The organism is Microbacterium paraoxydans (assembly GCF_020524545.1).
Lineage (GTDB): Bacteria > Actinomycetota > Actinomycetes > Actinomycetales > Microbacteriaceae > Microbacterium > Microbacterium paraoxydans_C.
The window spans coordinates 93,725-108,944 of record NZ_JAIVLG010000009.1; the positions used below are offsets into that span (position 1 = coordinate 93,725).

General features: G+C 68.9%; 12 protein-coding genes. 8 read left to right on the forward strand and 4 right to left on the reverse strand.

Going from position 1 to position 15,220, the window contains the following annotated elements; translation table 11 throughout:
• Positions 1 to 66: 66 nt before the first annotated feature.
• A complete protein-coding gene (locus LC041_RS16125) occupies positions 67 to 963 on the reverse strand; it encodes an Lrp/AsnC family transcriptional regulator (protein ID WP_226534107.1) in 897 nt (298 codons plus the stop codon).
• A gap of 222 nt (positions 964 to 1,185) precedes the next feature.
• Here LC041_RS16125 and LC041_RS16130 point away from each other — a divergent pair, with 222 nt between their 5' ends.
• From LC041_RS16130 to speB, 4 genes are read left to right on the forward strand one after another with little or no spacing between them, the layout of a single operon-like run.
• Positions 1,186 to 2,523, forward strand: coding sequence for an MFS transporter (locus LC041_RS16130; RefSeq protein ID WP_226534108.1), 1,338 nt, complete (start codon positions 1,186 to 1,188; stop codon positions 2,521 to 2,523).
• A complete protein-coding gene (locus LC041_RS16135; protein ID WP_226534109.1) occupies positions 2,520 to 4,187 on the forward strand; it encodes an amidohydrolase in 1,668 nt (555 codons plus the stop codon). The genes LC041_RS16130 and LC041_RS16135 overlap by 4 nt, the downstream gene beginning before the upstream one ends.
• Positions 4,188 to 4,197: 10 nt before the next feature.
• Positions 4,198 to 5,799, forward strand: coding sequence for a thiamine pyrophosphate-binding protein (locus LC041_RS16140; RefSeq protein WP_226534110.1), 1,602 nt, complete (start codon positions 4,198 to 4,200; stop codon positions 5,797 to 5,799).
• Positions 5,800 to 5,842: 43 nt separating this feature from the next.
• Complete coding sequence (speB, locus tag LC041_RS16145) at positions 5,843 to 6,790, forward strand: agmatinase (protein WP_226534111.1); 948 nt, start codon at positions 5,843 to 5,845, stop codon at positions 6,788 to 6,790.
• Between the two features lies 1 nt (position 6,791).
• On the opposite strand, the gene LC041_RS16150 is transcribed toward speB, so the two are convergent.
• Positions 6,792 to 7,667 carry a serine protein kinase RIO gene (locus tag LC041_RS16150; protein WP_226534112.1) on the reverse strand — a complete coding sequence of 292 codons (876 nt, stop codon included), beginning with the start codon at positions 7,665 to 7,667 and terminating at the stop codon, positions 6,792 to 6,794.
• A 186-nt stretch (positions 7,668 to 7,853) separates the two neighbouring features.
• The gene (locus tag LC041_RS16155) at positions 7,854 to 8,957 is read right to left on the reverse strand and encodes a hypothetical protein (protein ID WP_226534113.1); all 1,104 of its coding nucleotides are present in this window, start codon (positions 8,955 to 8,957) and stop codon (positions 7,854 to 7,856) included.
• Positions 8,958 to 9,072: 115 nt separating this feature from the next.
• On the opposite strand from LC041_RS16155, the gene LC041_RS16160 reads away from it, so the two are divergent.
• On the forward strand, positions 9,073 to 10,269 hold the full coding sequence (locus tag LC041_RS16160) for an MFS transporter (RefSeq protein WP_226534114.1): 1,197 nt from the start codon (positions 9,073 to 9,075) through the stop codon (positions 10,267 to 10,269).
• A gap of 15 nt (positions 10,270 to 10,284) precedes the next feature.
• Here LC041_RS16160 and LC041_RS16165 read toward each other — a convergent pair whose 3' ends face one another.
• Positions 10,285 to 11,202 (reverse strand): helix-turn-helix domain-containing protein, encoded by a 918-nt coding sequence (locus LC041_RS16165; protein ID WP_226534115.1) that lies wholly within the window; start codon positions 11,200 to 11,202, stop codon positions 10,285 to 10,287.
• Positions 11,203 to 11,349: 147 nt separating this feature from the next.
• Here LC041_RS16165 and LC041_RS16170 point away from each other — a divergent pair, with 147 nt between their 5' ends.
• The 3 genes from LC041_RS16170 (at position 11,350) to dnaK (ending at position 15,219) form a co-directional block, all read left to right on the forward strand.
• On the forward strand, positions 11,350 to 11,811 hold the full coding sequence (locus LC041_RS16170; RefSeq protein ID WP_226534116.1) for a DUF3817 domain-containing protein: 462 nt from the start codon (positions 11,350 to 11,352) through the stop codon (positions 11,809 to 11,811).
• A gap of 90 nt (positions 11,812 to 11,901) precedes the next feature.
• Positions 11,902 to 13,203, forward strand: a complete 1,302-nt coding sequence (locus tag LC041_RS16175) for an HNH endonuclease signature motif containing protein (protein ID WP_226534117.1) — start codon at positions 11,902 to 11,904, stop codon at positions 13,201 to 13,203.
• Between the two features lie 150 nt (positions 13,204 to 13,353).
• Positions 13,354 to 15,219, forward strand: a complete 1,866-nt coding sequence (gene dnaK, locus LC041_RS16180) for a molecular chaperone DnaK (RefSeq protein WP_226534118.1) — start codon at positions 13,354 to 13,356, stop codon at positions 15,217 to 15,219.
• Position 15,220 lies beyond the last annotated feature (1 nt).

A 15,220-nucleotide genomic window follows, 5' to 3' on the forward strand; every position in this document is an offset into this window, starting at 1 on the left:
ACTGGTCGGATCTCCGGCCCGGATACCGCCATTCACGCGATTCGAAAGGTAGCGGGGGCGATGGGGTCAGTCCGTGCGGAGGGGACGGAGCGTGCGGGCGTAGTCCTCCTTGAGGACCGCGAGATGCAGCCAGGCCTCGATGCGCGTCACGCCGGGCAGCGCACGCAGCCGCTCCAGGCTCGCATACAGCGCTCCGGCCGAGGGCTCGACGAGCGTGGCCACCGCGTCGAAGCGACCGAGGGTGCGTGCGGCGAAGTCCACCCCGCGCCCGCGCCGCAGCTCGTCGATCACAGCTCCGTCGTCGTCGCCGAGCGTCATGCCGACTCCCATCGACAGCTGCCGGTGCGCGAGCCCGCGTGCCTCGACCGCGCTGATCTTGATGACCCCGGCGTCGATCAGTCGCTGCACCCTGGTCGCCACGGCCGAGGGGGAGAGGCGCACCTCCTCACCCAGGGCGCGGAAACTCTCCCTGCCGTCCGCCTGAAGTCGCTCGATCAGCGCCTCGTCGATCAGATCGAGTGTGACGTCACCGTGGTACTCGGAGACGAAGAAGCCCTTGATCACGGTCGAGTAGATGATGGTGCTGATGTCGTGGACGCCGTCGATCGCTCGGATGAGCGCGAGCAGATCGTGCAGTTCCGACATCGACCCGACGCGCACCTCGGTGACCACGTCGTGCGAGCCGCCGACAGCCGACACCAGCACGGTCTCGCTCATGTCGCGCAGGTGCTCGGCGACGTGCTCGACCGTTCCGTCGGTGCGGAGGGAGACGTGGGCGAGAACGTGCTGCCCGAGGAAGACCGGATCGACGGCGGCGACCACCCGGACCGTGCGGTCGGCGAGCATGGTCCGCAGCCGCGTCGCGACGGCCGCCCGCGACTGCCCGAGCCGTTCGGAGAGCGAGAGGATGCTGGCGCGACCGTCTTCCTGCAGCGCACGGATGAGTTCGGCATCGAAATCCATGGTTTCGCCTCGATTCGTCAGATTCCCGCGAACGCACGGTTTGCCGCGCGCTTATCCAGTCTAGGAGCGCTCGTGCTGTCGAGAAGGAGAGCATTGCGCGGTTCTGCGATCAGAAGTTCAGTGAATACTCATTCTCGCTGGAGTTCTGACCTTGCTGATGACTCCTCACGTCCGTAGCATCCTTCGCTATCCGACAACTTCCGCAAAGGAGCGGGCACCCTCATGACCACCACCCCCACCAGCGGCACGCACAGCAGGGCACGACGCGCCGGCATCGCCGCCTTCGTCGGCACCACCATCGAGTGGTACGACTTCTACGTCTACGCGACCGCCGCGGCGCTCGTCTTCGGTCCGCTGTTCTTCCCGAGCGGCGACCGGCTGGCCGAGACCGCAGCGGCCTTCGCGACCTTCGCCGTCGCCTTCCTCGTCCGCCCGCTGGGTGGCATCATCTTCGGCCACATCGGCGACAAGCTCGGCCGGCGCACGTCTCTGGTCATCACGCTGCTGATGATGGGCGCGGCCACGGTGCTCGTGGGCTGCCTGCCGACGTACGAGAACATCGGCATCCTGGCCCCGATCCTGCTGATCCTGCTCCGCGCCGTGCAGGGCCTCGCAGTCGGCGGCGAGTGGGGTGGCGCGGTGCTCATGAGCGTCGAGCACGCCCCCGAGAAGTCCAAGACCTTCTACGGCGGCTTCACGCAGCTCGGCAACCCGGCAGGCGCACTGCTGGCGTCGGGCATCTTCGCGATCATGACGCGGATGGGCGACGACTTCATCATCAACGGCGGATGGCGCATCCCGTTCCTGCTGTCGATCGTGCTGGTCGGCGTCGGCTTCTGGGTGCGCTACCGCGTCGAGGAGACCCCGGTCTTCGAGACGAAGGTCGAGGGCCGCAAGCAGTCGATGCCGCTCGCCTTCGCACTGCGCACCAACTGGCGTCCGATCCTCCTCGGCATCGGCATCCTGCCGATCTCGACCGGCGGCTACTACCTGGCCACGACCTTCGCCACCGCGTACGCCACGGGCGAGCCGGTCGCGATCAGCGAGCAGGTCATCCTCGATGCCATGACGATCGCCTCCTTCGTGGAGTTCGTGGTGACCCTCCCCGTCGCCTGGTTGGGCGACAAGTGGGGGCGCAAGACCGTCATGTACCTCGGCCTGCTCACCTCGGTGCTCACCTTCGTGCCGTTCCTGCTGATCCTGCCCGGCCGCGTCGAACCGCTCATCTTCCTTTTCGCCTCCCTGGTGCGCATCGCGATGAGCGCGACCTATGCGCCGATCGCCGCTCTGCTCTCGCAGATGTTCCGCCCACAGGCCCGCTACACCTCGATCGCGCTGTCCTACGGCGTGGGGGCGGCGGTCTGGGCCGGGTTCTCGCCCTGGTTCGCGACCCAGCTCATCGCCTGGACGGGCAGCATCTGGTCGGTCATCGCGATGTTCATCGGCATGGCCCTCATCGCCGGCATCTGCACGCGTCTCGCGCCGCAGCACTCCGACGAGGCCCCCGTCACCGCCTCCTTCACCGCCCGCACCGACACGACCGCGAACAGGCTGCCATGAGAAAGCTCACCCCCTTCGACCGCTCGGCGCAGGAGACACCCGTCCTCCTGACCGCGCAGGCGATCCACACCGCGGATGCCGCAGCCACCACGGCCACGGCGATGCTGACCGACCGGGGGCGGATCCTCGCGATCGGCACGTCCGCGGAGTGCGAGGCCGCGGTCGAACGGGCGGGTCTTTCGCCTGAGCGCATCGATCTCGGTGACGCGGTCGTCGTCCCCGGCTTCGTCGACGCGCATGCGCACCCGCTCATGTTCGGGCAGATGATGACCTGGGTCGACTGCGGGCCCGAGAAGGCCGGAAGCATCCCCGAGATCGTGGCGCTGCTGAAGGCGGCGGCCGCCGATCTGCCCGAGGGGCGACCGGTGCGCGGCTACGGCTACGAGCAGCGCAACCTGGCGGAGAAGCGGCACCCCACCCGGTTCGAGCTCGATGAGGTCGCCGCCGATCGCGAGGTGTACCTCATGAACGCCTCGGGTCACGGCGGCGTCGTGAACTCGTACACGCTACAGGCGGGTGGCGTCGACCGCGACACCCCGAACCCCGACGGCGGCGAGTTCTTCCGCGACGCGGACGGCGAGCTGACGGGCGAGCTCTCGGACGCCGCCTGCAACATCCTCACCGGAGTGCACGGCGTGAAGATCGGCCACCACGGCCCGAACTTCCACCTCGCCGATGAGCCGGAGGAGCACCTGCGACAGCTGGATGCGGCGACGCAGCGCTTCCTCGCCGGCGGTGTCACCTCGATCGGCGACTGTCAGGTCACGCGGCGCGAGTTCGACATGTACCTGCGGCTGGCCGAGGCCGGACGCCTGGAGCTGCGGGTGTCGATGTACCTGCTGTCGCACCTGCTCGACGAGGCGCTCGAGATGGGTCTCGTCGGTCAGTTCGGCAACGCGCATCTGAGCTTCGCGGGCATCAAGTTCTACGCCGACGGCACGCTCGGCGGCTGGACCGCGTACTTCCCGGACGGCTACGTCGGCGACCCCTGCCGCACCGGTCAGCTCTACCACGAGCCCGCGGAGTACGCGGGGCTCATCCGCAAGGCGCACGCCGCGGGGCTGCAGACGGCGACGCACGCGCAGTCGCCCACCGCGATCGAGATGGTCGTAGCGGCGATCGAGTCCGCGCTCGCCGAGCATCCGGATGACGATGCCCGCCATCGCATCGAGCACTGTGGTCTGCCGACGCCCGCGCAGATCGAGCGGATGGCCGCCTCGGGCATCCGTCCGGTCAACCAGACGCAGCACTACTTCAACTGGGGTGAGGGCGTCGAGGAGGCGATCGGGACCCCGGGCGAGCGCTTCAACCCGCTCGGGGAGTTCGAACGGGCCGGGGTGCCGATCACGATCTCCTCGGATGCGCCTGTCGCGGAGCCGATCCCGCTCGAGGCCATCCAGACCGCCGTCACCCGCGTCACCCGACGAGGGCACAAGCTCGGACCGGACGACCTGCGGATCTCCGCGCTCGCCGCCCTGCGCGCGCACACGATCGAGGGCGCCGCGTCGATCGGTCGCGAAGACGATCTGGGCTCCCTCGAAGTCGGGAAGTACGCCGACTTCGCGGTGCTGTCCGGCGATCCGCTGTCCGTTCCGGCTGAGGAGATCTCGACGATCACCGTGCGCGAGACCTGGGTCGACGGCGTTCGCCGCCACCGGGTGTGAGGATGATCCGATGAACTCCGAGCAGTACGCCGACACCGCGGGCCGGGCGGTCCTGGAGACGATCCGCGCCTACGGTGTGACCGCGATCTTCGGCATCCCCGGCACCCACAACCTCGAGCTCTACCGGCCGCTCGCCGAGCTCGGGATCCGCGCCATCACGAACCGCCACGAGCAGGGCTCCGGCTACGGTGCAGACGGCTGGGCGCAGCAGACCGGTCTCCCCGGGGTGGTCATCACCACCTCCGGGCCCGGCCTGCAGAACGCCCTGAGCGCGATCGGCACCGCGTTCTGCGAATCGCGTCCCCTCCTCGTCCTCTCTCCGGGGGTGCCGCTCGGTGCCGAGTTCGCCGACGTGGGCACGCTGCACGAGACGAAGGACGCCACGGCCATGGTCGGCGCTATCGCCGAATGGTCGCGACGGGTGACCAGCGCCGCCGAGGCGGTCGAGGCCGTGCACGACGCGTTCGCGCTGTTCCGCACCGGTCGCCCCCGTCCCGTGCACATCGAGATCCCCCTCGACGTGCTGGAGGCACCGGCCGATGTCGCCGCCGAGGCGCGCCGGCCGCGTCCGGTCCCGGCACGGGTGTCCGGGGATGCGGCGGCGCTTGCCGAGGCCGTGCGCCTGCTGACCGCCGCGAAGACCCCGGTGATCGTCGCCGGTGGGGGAGCGACGGATGCGGCGCACGAGGTCACAGCCCTCGCCGAGCGACTGGGGGCCCCGGTGCTGACCACGCTGAACGGCAAGGGCGTGGTCGATGAGCGGCACGCCCTCTCGCTCGGTTCGAACCTCCGCCTCGCGGCGGCTCGTGCCGTGGCGGAGCACGCCGACGTGCTGCTCGTGGTCGGCTCGAAGCTCGGCGAAGCCGAGCTGTGGGCACCGCGGCTCGCGGCCTGCGGCTCCGTGATCCGTATCGACATCTCGCCGGCGCAGCGCGACAAGAACCTCGCCGCGACGGTCGGGATCACGGCGGATGCGGCTGCCGCGCTGGGGGCGTTGCTCGCCGCCCTTCCGGAGCTCCCTGCGCGCACGCCCGACCTCGCCGCCGAACGCACCGCGATCGAGGCCGAGATGCGCGAGACCGCCCCCGAGACGGTGGCGCTCGCCGGGATCATCGCCGATGCCCTCCCCGAGGATGCGATCGTGGCGGGCGACTCGTCCCAGATCGTCTACCTGGCACTCGGCAGCGTGCTGCAGTCGGCCCATCCGCACTCCCTGCTCTACACGCCCACCTACGCGACCCTCGGCTACGGCCTTCCCGCCGCGATCGGTGCGCGGGTCGCGCAGACGGAGCATCCGGTCGTCACGGTGATCGGTGACGGAGCCCTGATGTTCTGCGTGAACGAGCTGGTCACCGCGGTCGAGCAGCGCCTCGACGTCACGATCGTGTGCGTCGACAACGGCGGCTATGCCGAGATCCGGCAGAACGAGGTCGACCGCGGCATGACCCCGATCGGCGTCGATCTGGTGCAGCCCGATTGGGCGGCTCTCGCCACGGCTTTCGGCGCGACCGGGCGTCGTGTGCCACGACGGGACGACATCGGATCGAGCATCCGGAACGCGATCGCCGACGGCGGCGTGCAGCTGGTGCACATCCCGCAGCACGCCCTCTGAGACCAGCATCCGACGAATCCTCCCCGACGAACAGGAACGAGCCATGACCGAGAACGTGGGCCCCATCGACGCGTCCGTGAACCCCCGCTACTCCGGTATCGCGACCTTCGCGCGGCTGCCGCGGATCGAAGACGTGCCGCGCGCCGACATCGCCGTGGTCGGCATCCCCTTCGACTCGGGCGTCAGCTACCGGCCGGGCACGCGGTTCGGTCCGTCACACGTGCGCGAGTCGTCGCGACTGCTGCGGCCGTACAACCCGGCGCAGGACGTGTCGCCGTTCGCGATCGCGCAGGTGGTGGATGCCGGTGACATCCCGGTCAACCCCTTCGACCTCACGGAAGCCGTGAACGAGGTCGAGCGCGCGGCCCTGGTGCTCGGCGAGCAGGTGCAGCGCATCGTCACGATCGGCGGAGACCACACGGTCGCGCTGCCGCTGCTGCGCGCGGTCGCCGCGAAGCACGGCCCCGTCGCGGTGCTGCACTTCGATGCGCACCTCGACACGTGGGACACCTACTTCGGAGCGCCCGTCACCCACGGCACGCCTTTCCGTCGCGCGAGCGAGGAGGGGTTGATCGACCTCACCGCCAGCTGCCACGTCGGCACCCGCGGCCCGTTGTACTCGAAGCAGGACCTCGAGGACGACGAGCGGCTGGGCTTCTCGATCGTGTCGAGCGAATACATCGAGGAGCACGGGGTCGAGGCCGGTATCGCCCGCATCCTCCAACGCATCGGCGACAAGCCGCTGTACGTGTCGATCGACATCGACGTGCTCGACCCCGCCCACGCGCCGGGGACCGGTACGCCCGAGGCCGGTGGCCTCACGAGCCGGGAGCTGCTGCGGATCCTGCGCGCCCTGTCCGCGCAGAACATCGTCGGTGCGGACGTGGTCGAGGTGTCGCCCGCCTACGACCACGCGCAGATGACCGGCATCGCCGCGAGCCATGTCGTGTACGAGCTCGTGACGCTGCTGGCCGCCCGCCTCGCGGCCTGACTCAGGCGAACGACGCCGCGAGCAGTTCGGCGAACAGCTCCTCGGGGTCGCACTCGACGCGATGCCGGGCGAACCAGTCGCAGATGTTCACGCAATCGCGGTGCAGCAGGTCGAGCCCCTGTGGGTTCGCGATGATGTCGACGATCTGCGGCAGGTCGATCACCCGCACCCGTCCCTCATGCACAAGCAGGTTGTAGGCGGAGAGGTCGCCGTGGGCGAAGCCGGCCGCCGCGAAGATCCGCATCAGATCGACGATCTGGGCGTAGTACTCCCGAAGCTCGGCACGGTCGCCGCGGGACTGCGCGAGCCGGGGCGCGGCCGTGCCGTCCGCGTCGCCGAGGAACTCCATCAGCACCTCGGTGCCGTTCACCTGCACGGGGTACGGCACCGGCGCGCCGAGTTCCCACATTCGGCACAGCGCTTCGAACTCGGCGAACGACCACTGCGCGGCCGCGACATCGCGACCGTGGCTCGACTTCTTGGCGAGGGCTCGGGTGTCGCGGGTGTTGCGGGTGCTGCGACCCTCCGTGTAGGTCGAGGAACGGTGGAAGCTGCGGTGCTCGGCGCTGCGGTAGCGCTTCGCGGCGAGCAGTGTGTGCTGCGCCGGATCACCGGGCACGGCGCGCTCGATCAAGAACACGTCGGCTTCCTTGCCGGTCTTGAGGACGCCCCGTTCGGTGTCGAGCGCACCGGCGGAGGTCACCAGCCACGCGGGCCACGGCTCGGGCCCGCGCTCGGACGGGGTGATCGCCGGCCAGGTGGACCAGCGCTGGCCCTCGCCGGGGTCGACGTCGGCGAAGGAGAGTTCGGTTTCGAGGGTCTCGAACGAGGATGCGTCGAACGAGGAGGCTTCCGGGGAAGCGGAGAGATCAGTCAAGGTGTGGCTCCAGGAGGGAGGCCACGCCGGAATCAGGAGCGGGTGGCCTCGAGGGGAAGGTCGTCGGCGGAGAGCGCGACAAAGACGGTGTTCATGTCCTCGGCTCCTTCCGCTCGGGCTTCCCGGGCTCATCCCGGTGCGTCGTCGAGCATACGGCTTCTCCGTCGAGCCTGTCCAGGGGCGAGGTCAGTGCCCGACCGGCGGAGTGAGCCGGATGAGCACGCCGTCGCCCTCGCCGCCGGTCGCGACGACCCAGGAGCCGCCCGTCCACGCGGCGGCGTTCGCACCGCACAGGAACGGCAGCGGATGCTGTCCTGCGTCGTCGCTGAGGCGGAGCGCATCGCCGTCGGAGGTCTCGGGGCAGTGCAGGCGTGGCTCGATCGCCGCCCGCGCTTCGGAGGAGCCACCGACGATCACACCCTGGGCTCCGGTGCTCTCCGGCGCTCCGCCCCACCACAGCACAGCCCCGTTGGACGCGACGGCGACCAGAGGGCGGTTGGCGACCTGGGGCTCCCGGCTCAACTCCTCTCCGTCGGCGGCGAGCACGATCCGTGCGGAAGGGGTCGCCAGATAGACGCGTCCCTCGTCGTCGACATCGAGGCCGATCGGAGGCACCCCGGGCCGGGCGCCCGGTGCATCGTCCAACTCGATCGGCTCGCTGTGCAGCATGGTCCGTGCCCCGCTGTCGAGGTCGACGCGCAGCACCTCGTAGTCGAGGTACTGCTCGGGAGGTCGCGGCTGGTACCGCACCACTATCGCGTCGCCGTCGTGTACGGCCACGTCGCCGAACTCGAAGTCCCCGTAGTCGAAGTCGCCTTCGTCCCCCACGGCGTCGCCCGGCAGATCGCGCATCGTCATGGTGGTGGTGTCGAGCACCGAGAGCAGCGGCATCACGTGGGCCCGATCGCCCTGCACCACGACCAGCTCGGTCTCCGACATCGGCGCCATCGCTGCGATCTGCGAGAGTGCGTCACCGGGCTCGGTGTCGAACCGGGCGAGTGTCTCGCCGTTTTCATCGACGTGCAGCCACGACCCCGAGGACACGGTCCAGAACCCGCCCGCCCCGTCGGCCGATAGCACGTGCATCCCGTAGGCCAGGTCTATCGGACGCCCGACCGGCTCGGCGTGTGGGCCGGATCCGGTGACGGAATTCTGGAACGGGATGGGCTCGAGGCCCCAGTCGTCCGGACCGACCACGGGCTCCGGGGTGCAACCGGAGACGACCAGGATTCCCGTGACGATCAGGGCGCCGCGCGCCATCCGTCGCCGTGCTCCGCCCCGCTCCTGCATACCGACCACTCTGCGGGCTCCGGCTGGGAACCTGCCGGGTCCGCCCCGGACGATCGGTCGGATGCGGCGGACGCGTGGTCGGGCGAAGGCGTCCGGACCCTGCGACCGTGGAATCATGACCACCACAGCCCCTGTACCCACCGTGTCTTCCTCTGCGGCGTCCCGCATCCGCTACGGCGGGCTGATCGTGCTGATGCTGATGGGGTTCCTGCTGGTCACGGGAGAGTTCCTGCCCAACGGCGTGCTCACCGAGATGGCCGATGGCCTCGGGGTGACCCCGGGGCAGGCCGGGCAGACGGTGACCGTGACCGCACTCGTCGGTCTCGTCGTCGCTCCGACGGTCGGGCTGATCTTCCCGCGCCTCGACCGACGGTCGCTGCTGCTGTGGATGGCGCTCGCCGCGGCCGTGTCGAACCTCATCGTGGCGATCGCGCCGAATCTGATCATCGTGCTGCTGGCGCGCTTCCTGCTGGGCGCCGCGATCAGCGCGTACTGGGCGATGTCGATCACCGTGGCTGCACGCCTGGCTGGGCCTGAGAACCTCGGACGCGGTGTCATGTTCACCTCCGCCGGTGTGTCGCTGGCGACGGTCGCGGGAGTGCCGCTCGGCGTCATGCTCAGTGAGCTCATGGACTGGCGGACCGTCTTCGCTCTCGCGGGCGTGCTGATGCTCGTGCTCGCGGTCGTGCTGCGGTTCGCCCTGCCGTCCGTTCCGGCAGAACAGGCGTCGAGTCTGCGGCTGCTCGTCGACACCCTGCGCCGTCCGGGCATCGGCCTCGGCATGGTCGGGCATGTGCTCGTCGTCCTCGGGCACTTCCTCGCCTATACCTACGTGCGTCTCGCTCTGGAGCGCATCCCCGACGTCGACGCCTCGACCATCGTCGTGCTGCTCGCACTGTTCGGCGTCGGTGGTCTGCTCGGCAACATCACCATCGGGCTCGTCATCGACCGCACGTTCGCCTTCTTCGCCGTCTTCGCGCCGTTGGTGATCGCCGTGTCGGTGACCGCGATGATCCTGCTCTCCGGATCGATCGCCGGTGTGGGTGTCGTCGTGCTGGTGTGGGGCTTCTTCTTCTCGTCCTGGCTGATCGTCGTGAACACCTGGGTCGGACACCGGATGCCCGATCGGCTCGAAGCCGGGGGCAGCCTGGTCGTCGTGGGGTTCCAGGGCGCGATCATGCTCGCGGCCGGCCTCGGCGGAGTGCTCGTCGACACTTTGAGCGTCGAACTGGTCTACGTGATCGGTGCCGTCTCGCTGCTTGCCGGCGCGGTGCTGTTCGGCGCCTCGAACCGGGTCAGCAGCAGAGCCTGACCCGTGCCGGGACCGTCAGGCGGAGACGGGAGTGCGGTTCGCGAGGCGCCAGACGGACGGGCTCTGCCCGGTGCGGCGTCGGAACGCGCGGCTGAACCCTTCATCCGAGGCGTAGCCCAGTTCGCGGGAGATGTCCGAGACGGAGCGCCCCGCGTCGAGCATCCGCTTCGCCGCGTCGACGCGCACCTCGGTGACGTAGTCGGCCGGAGAGCGTCCGACGGCGCTGCGGAATCGCTCGGCGAAGGTCGAGCGCGACATCGCTCCGATGCCGGCGAGACGCTCGACCGTCCAGTCGCGACCCGGTTCCTCGTGGATGGCGTCGATCACGCGGTCCAGGAAGGGATCGCGCGACACGGAGGGCCAGCCCGTGGGGGCACAGCCGTTCGCGGCCCAGGCGCGGATGACCGACAACAGGACGGTCGTGGCCATCAGACGGCAGATCACCGGATCTCCCTGGCGGGCGGGCATGACCGTGTGGTCGACCACCCCCATGTTCAAAGCGAGCGCGGCGGCGGCGGGTTCCACGGTGTCGAAACCGGTCACGGTGAGGAAAGGGGGCAGCAGCGCAGGCAGGGGCGACGCCGCATCCGCGAGCTCGATGTCGGCGATCATCAGGCTCGTCTCGTCGTGGGCCTCGAGCGCGAACGGCGACCGGCCGAGGGTCAGGAACGCGTCACCCGTCACGAGAAGGTCGTGGCGGGTCTCCGTGTCGAGCCTGAGCCGCTGCGAGGCGGGGTCGACGTCGAGGCGGCAGCCATCTCGGAGTGGAGGATGGCCTTGCACAGCGCCCTCGGCGATGTAGACCAGGGTGATGGTATCGGCGGGGATCGGCAGCAGCGCTCCCGCAGCTACCGAGATTCGGCGTCCGATGCCGACGCGCAGGTCGACCGCACCGAGCACGCTCGAGAGCGCATCCGCATCCACTGTCACCATGCCTTCGGCAACGTCGTCGCGCGGTCTGCTATTCCGCCGTCGATTCCGGGGGGGGGGGATCGTCTGTCCAGACGGACTCAACCATTCGGTTGATTCGAAGGGGATGACGGGCCGGATACGGTGGAAGCACCCCACCCGAGGAGTACCGTGTTCCGCACCCCCGACCGTCTGTACCGAGTCCTCGCGATCGCGGAGGCGATCACCTGGACGATCCTGATCGGCGCCATCATCGCCCGCGCCGTCGGCGCCCCCGGCGTGGTGGTGACGGTGGGCGGAGGCGTCCACGGCTTCGTCTTCCTGGCCTACGCGGCGACGGCGATCCTGGTCGCCCTGAACCAGCGCTGGCACGTCGGGGTCGGCGTGCTCGCGGTCGCGAGCGCGGTCGTCCCCTACGCCACCATCCCGACGGAGATCTGGCTGCACCGCACCCGGCGGCTCGACGGTGCGTGGCGTCTGGAGGCGACGGACGATCCCCGCGATCGACGGTGGTACGACCGGCTGATGCGCTGGTTCCTCCGGAAGCCCTGGGCGCTCGCGGTGCTGCTCGTGGTCGGCATCGTCGCGCTCTACGTCATCCTGCTGCTGGTCGGACCGCCCGGCGGCAAGTGAGCCGAGCCGCGTCCGCGCCCATTCCGGTATCTCGGTTTCCGATCCTGATCTGGGCCTTTGAATGTCGGTGGCCCCTGGTTCACTGAGGGTATGACGGCACTGGCGGATGCGACTCACGAGCAGGTGGATGCCCTCGCAGCGCTCACCGAGATGCTCGTCGAGGTCGAGCGCACGATCAGCAGTCTGCAGGCCGCGCGAGACGGCATCCTGGCCGTGGGCTCGCGGCTCGCACTCGAAGTGGCCGCGCAGGCGGAGCATCCCGATAATGGAGACATGTCGGCCCGCACGGTCGCCGCGGAGTTCGCCACGGCCCTCCGGGTGAGTGATCGGACGGTGCAGCGCCGGATGGCGGATGCGGACTGGGTCGTGGAGCACTTCCCGCTGGTCTGGGAAGCGCAAGGAGCAGGTCGTATCAGTGCGGCGCACGCCCGAATCGTGTGCGAAGCGGGCGAGCACCTCGACGATGCGGCGAGCCGCGCCGCTTACGCGACTCAGATGATCCCCTTCGCCGAGACGGAATCTCCCGCCCGTGTCGGACGGATGGCTCGCCGGGTGGCGGAGCGGTTCCAGACGCGGTCGATCGATGAGCGGCACCTCGACGCGCGCGAGAAGAGAGCCGTGTGGGTGAACGACGTCGGTGACGGAATGACGCAACTCGGCCTGCTCGGTCCCTCGGCTCTCGTGCACGGGGTCTTCGATCGCCTGACGCAGATGGCCGCGGTGGTGCGGGAACCCGAGTCCCAGGAACCCGAATCCTTGGGAACCGAATCCCGGGATCCCGATCGGCGCACCCTCGCGCAACGCCGCGCCGATCTCGCCCTCGACCTGCTCCTCACCGGCGCTCCGGTCGGGCACGATTGCCCCGAAGGGCTCCTGGCGGCGATTCGCGGGGCGGTGTCGATCACGGTTCCTGTCACGACGCTGATCGGCGAGGACCCGACTCCGGCCGAGCTGAACGGCCGCACTCCGGTCGACCCCGCGACCGCCCGCCGGTTCGCCGGTGCGGCAGCGGGGTGGGACCGGATCCTCACCCAACCCATCACCGGCGCGGTCCTCGCCGTCGACCGCTATCGTCCCGGTCCGGACCTGAAGCGGCATCTGAGGGCGAGGGATCAGCGATGTCGATTCCCGACCTGCAGCCATGCGGCTGTCGATTGTGACATCGACCATCATCACGATGCCGCGCTCGGGGGAGCCACCGAGGAGTCGAACCTCGGTCACCTGTGTCGTCGCCATCATGTGCTCAAGCATCATTCACCGTGGGCGGTCGAGCCCCTGGGTGGTGGCGTCTACGCCTGGACGAGCCCGACCGGCAGGGTCTACGTCGACCGGCCCCCAGCCCCGAACACCGTCACTTTCATGGAAGATCCGACCGTTCTCGCGCCCTTCTGAAAAAGTTGAGTCGAGTCGTATCAAGTTGATTTGACACCCGTGGAGCGTCGGCGTACAGTTGAGTCATCGCGACTCAGGTTTCCCTGATCGCCGCAGATTTTCGAACCCAACGAATTTCCACCAAGCAACTTCCAACAAAGGAGAGAACACATGGCACGTGCTGTCGGTATCGACCTCGGAACCACCAACTCCGTCGTCAGCGTCCTCGAGGGTGGCGAGCCCAAGGTCATCGCCAACGCCGAGGGCTTCCGCACGACCCCCTCGGTCGTGGCCTTCACCAAGGACGGGGAGGTGCTGGTCGGTGAGACCGCGAAGCGCCAGGCCGTCACCAACGTCGACCGGACGATCGCTTCCGTCAAGCGCCACATGGGCACGGACTGGAGCTTCGACGTCGACGGCAAGAAGTGGACGCCGCAGGAGATCTCCGCGCGCATCCTCATGAAGCTCAAGCGCGACGCCGAGGCGTACCTGGGCGACACGGTGACCGACGCGGTCATCACGGTCCCCGCGTACTTCAACGACGCCGAGCGCCAGGCCACCAAGGAGGCCGGTGAGATCTCCGGCCTCAACGTCCTGCGCATCATCAACGAGCCGACCGCGGCAGCCCTCGCCTACGGTCTCGACAAGGGCAAGGAAGACGAGCTCATCCTGGTCTTCGACCTCGGTGGCGGCACGTTCGACGTCTCGCTGCTCGAGGTGGGCAAGGACGATGACTTCTCCACGATCCAGGTGCGCGCGACCGCCGGTGACAACCGTCTCGGTGGCGACGACTGGGACCAGCGTCTCGTCGACTACCTGATCAAGCAGTTCAAGGAGACCACGGGCGTCGACGTCGCGGGCGACAAGATCGCGCTGCAGCGTCTCAAGGAGGCCGCGGAGCAGGCGAAGAAGGAACTCTCCTCCTCCACCTCGACGAGCATCAACCTGCCGTACCTGTCGCTGACGGAGTCCGGCCCGGTGTCGCTCTCCGAGACCATCACCCGTGCGAAGTTCGAGGACCTGACGAAGGACCTGCTCGACCGCACTAAGAAGCCCTTCGAGGACGTCATCCGCGAAGCCGGCATCAAGGTGTCCGAGATCGACCACATCGTGCTCGTCGGTGGTTCCACCCGTATGCCCGCCGTCGCCGATCTCGTCAAGCGCGAGACCGGCAAGGACGCCAACAAGGGTGTCAACCCGGATGAGGTCGTCGCGGTCGGCGCCGCTCTCCAGGCCGGTGTCCTCAAGGGCGAGCGCAAGGACGTCCTCCTGATCGACGTCACCCCGCTCAGCCTCGGCATCGAGACCAAGGGCGGCATGATGACCAAGCTCATCGAGCGCAACACGGCCATCCCGACCAAGCGCAGCGAGACCTTCACCACGGCAGACGACAACCAGCCGTCCGTCGCGATCCAGGTCTTCCAGGGCGAGCGCGACTTCACCCGCGACAACAAGCCGCTCGGCACGTTCGAGCTCACGGGCATCGCTCCCGCGCCCCGTGGCATCCCGCAGATCGAGGTCACCTTCGACATCGACGCCAACGGCATCGTGCACGTGTCCGCCAAGGACAAGGGCACCGGCACCGAGAAGTCGATCGTCATCTCCGGCGGCTCCTCGCTGTCGAAGGAGGACATCGAGCGCATGGTGCGCGAGGCCGAGGAGCACGCGGCTGAGGACAAGGTGCGCCGTGAGGCCGCCGAGGTCCGCAACCAGGCCGAGACGCTCGCGTACTCGATCGACAAGCTGATCACCGAGAACGACGACAAGCTGCCCGAAGACGTGAAGACCGAGGTCAAGGCCGACGTCGAAGCGCTCAAGACGGCGCTGGCCGGCGAAGACGACGAGGCCGTGAAGACCGCGTTCGACACGCTCAACCAGTCGCAGTCCAAGCTCGGCGAGGCCATCTACGCCTCCTCGCAGGCGGATGCCGCTGCCGGTGCGTCGGCTGAGGGCGAGGCCCCTACCGGTGACGCTCCCTCCTCCGACGAGGACGTCATCGACGCCGAGGTCGTCGACGACGAGGACGAGAAGAAGTAAT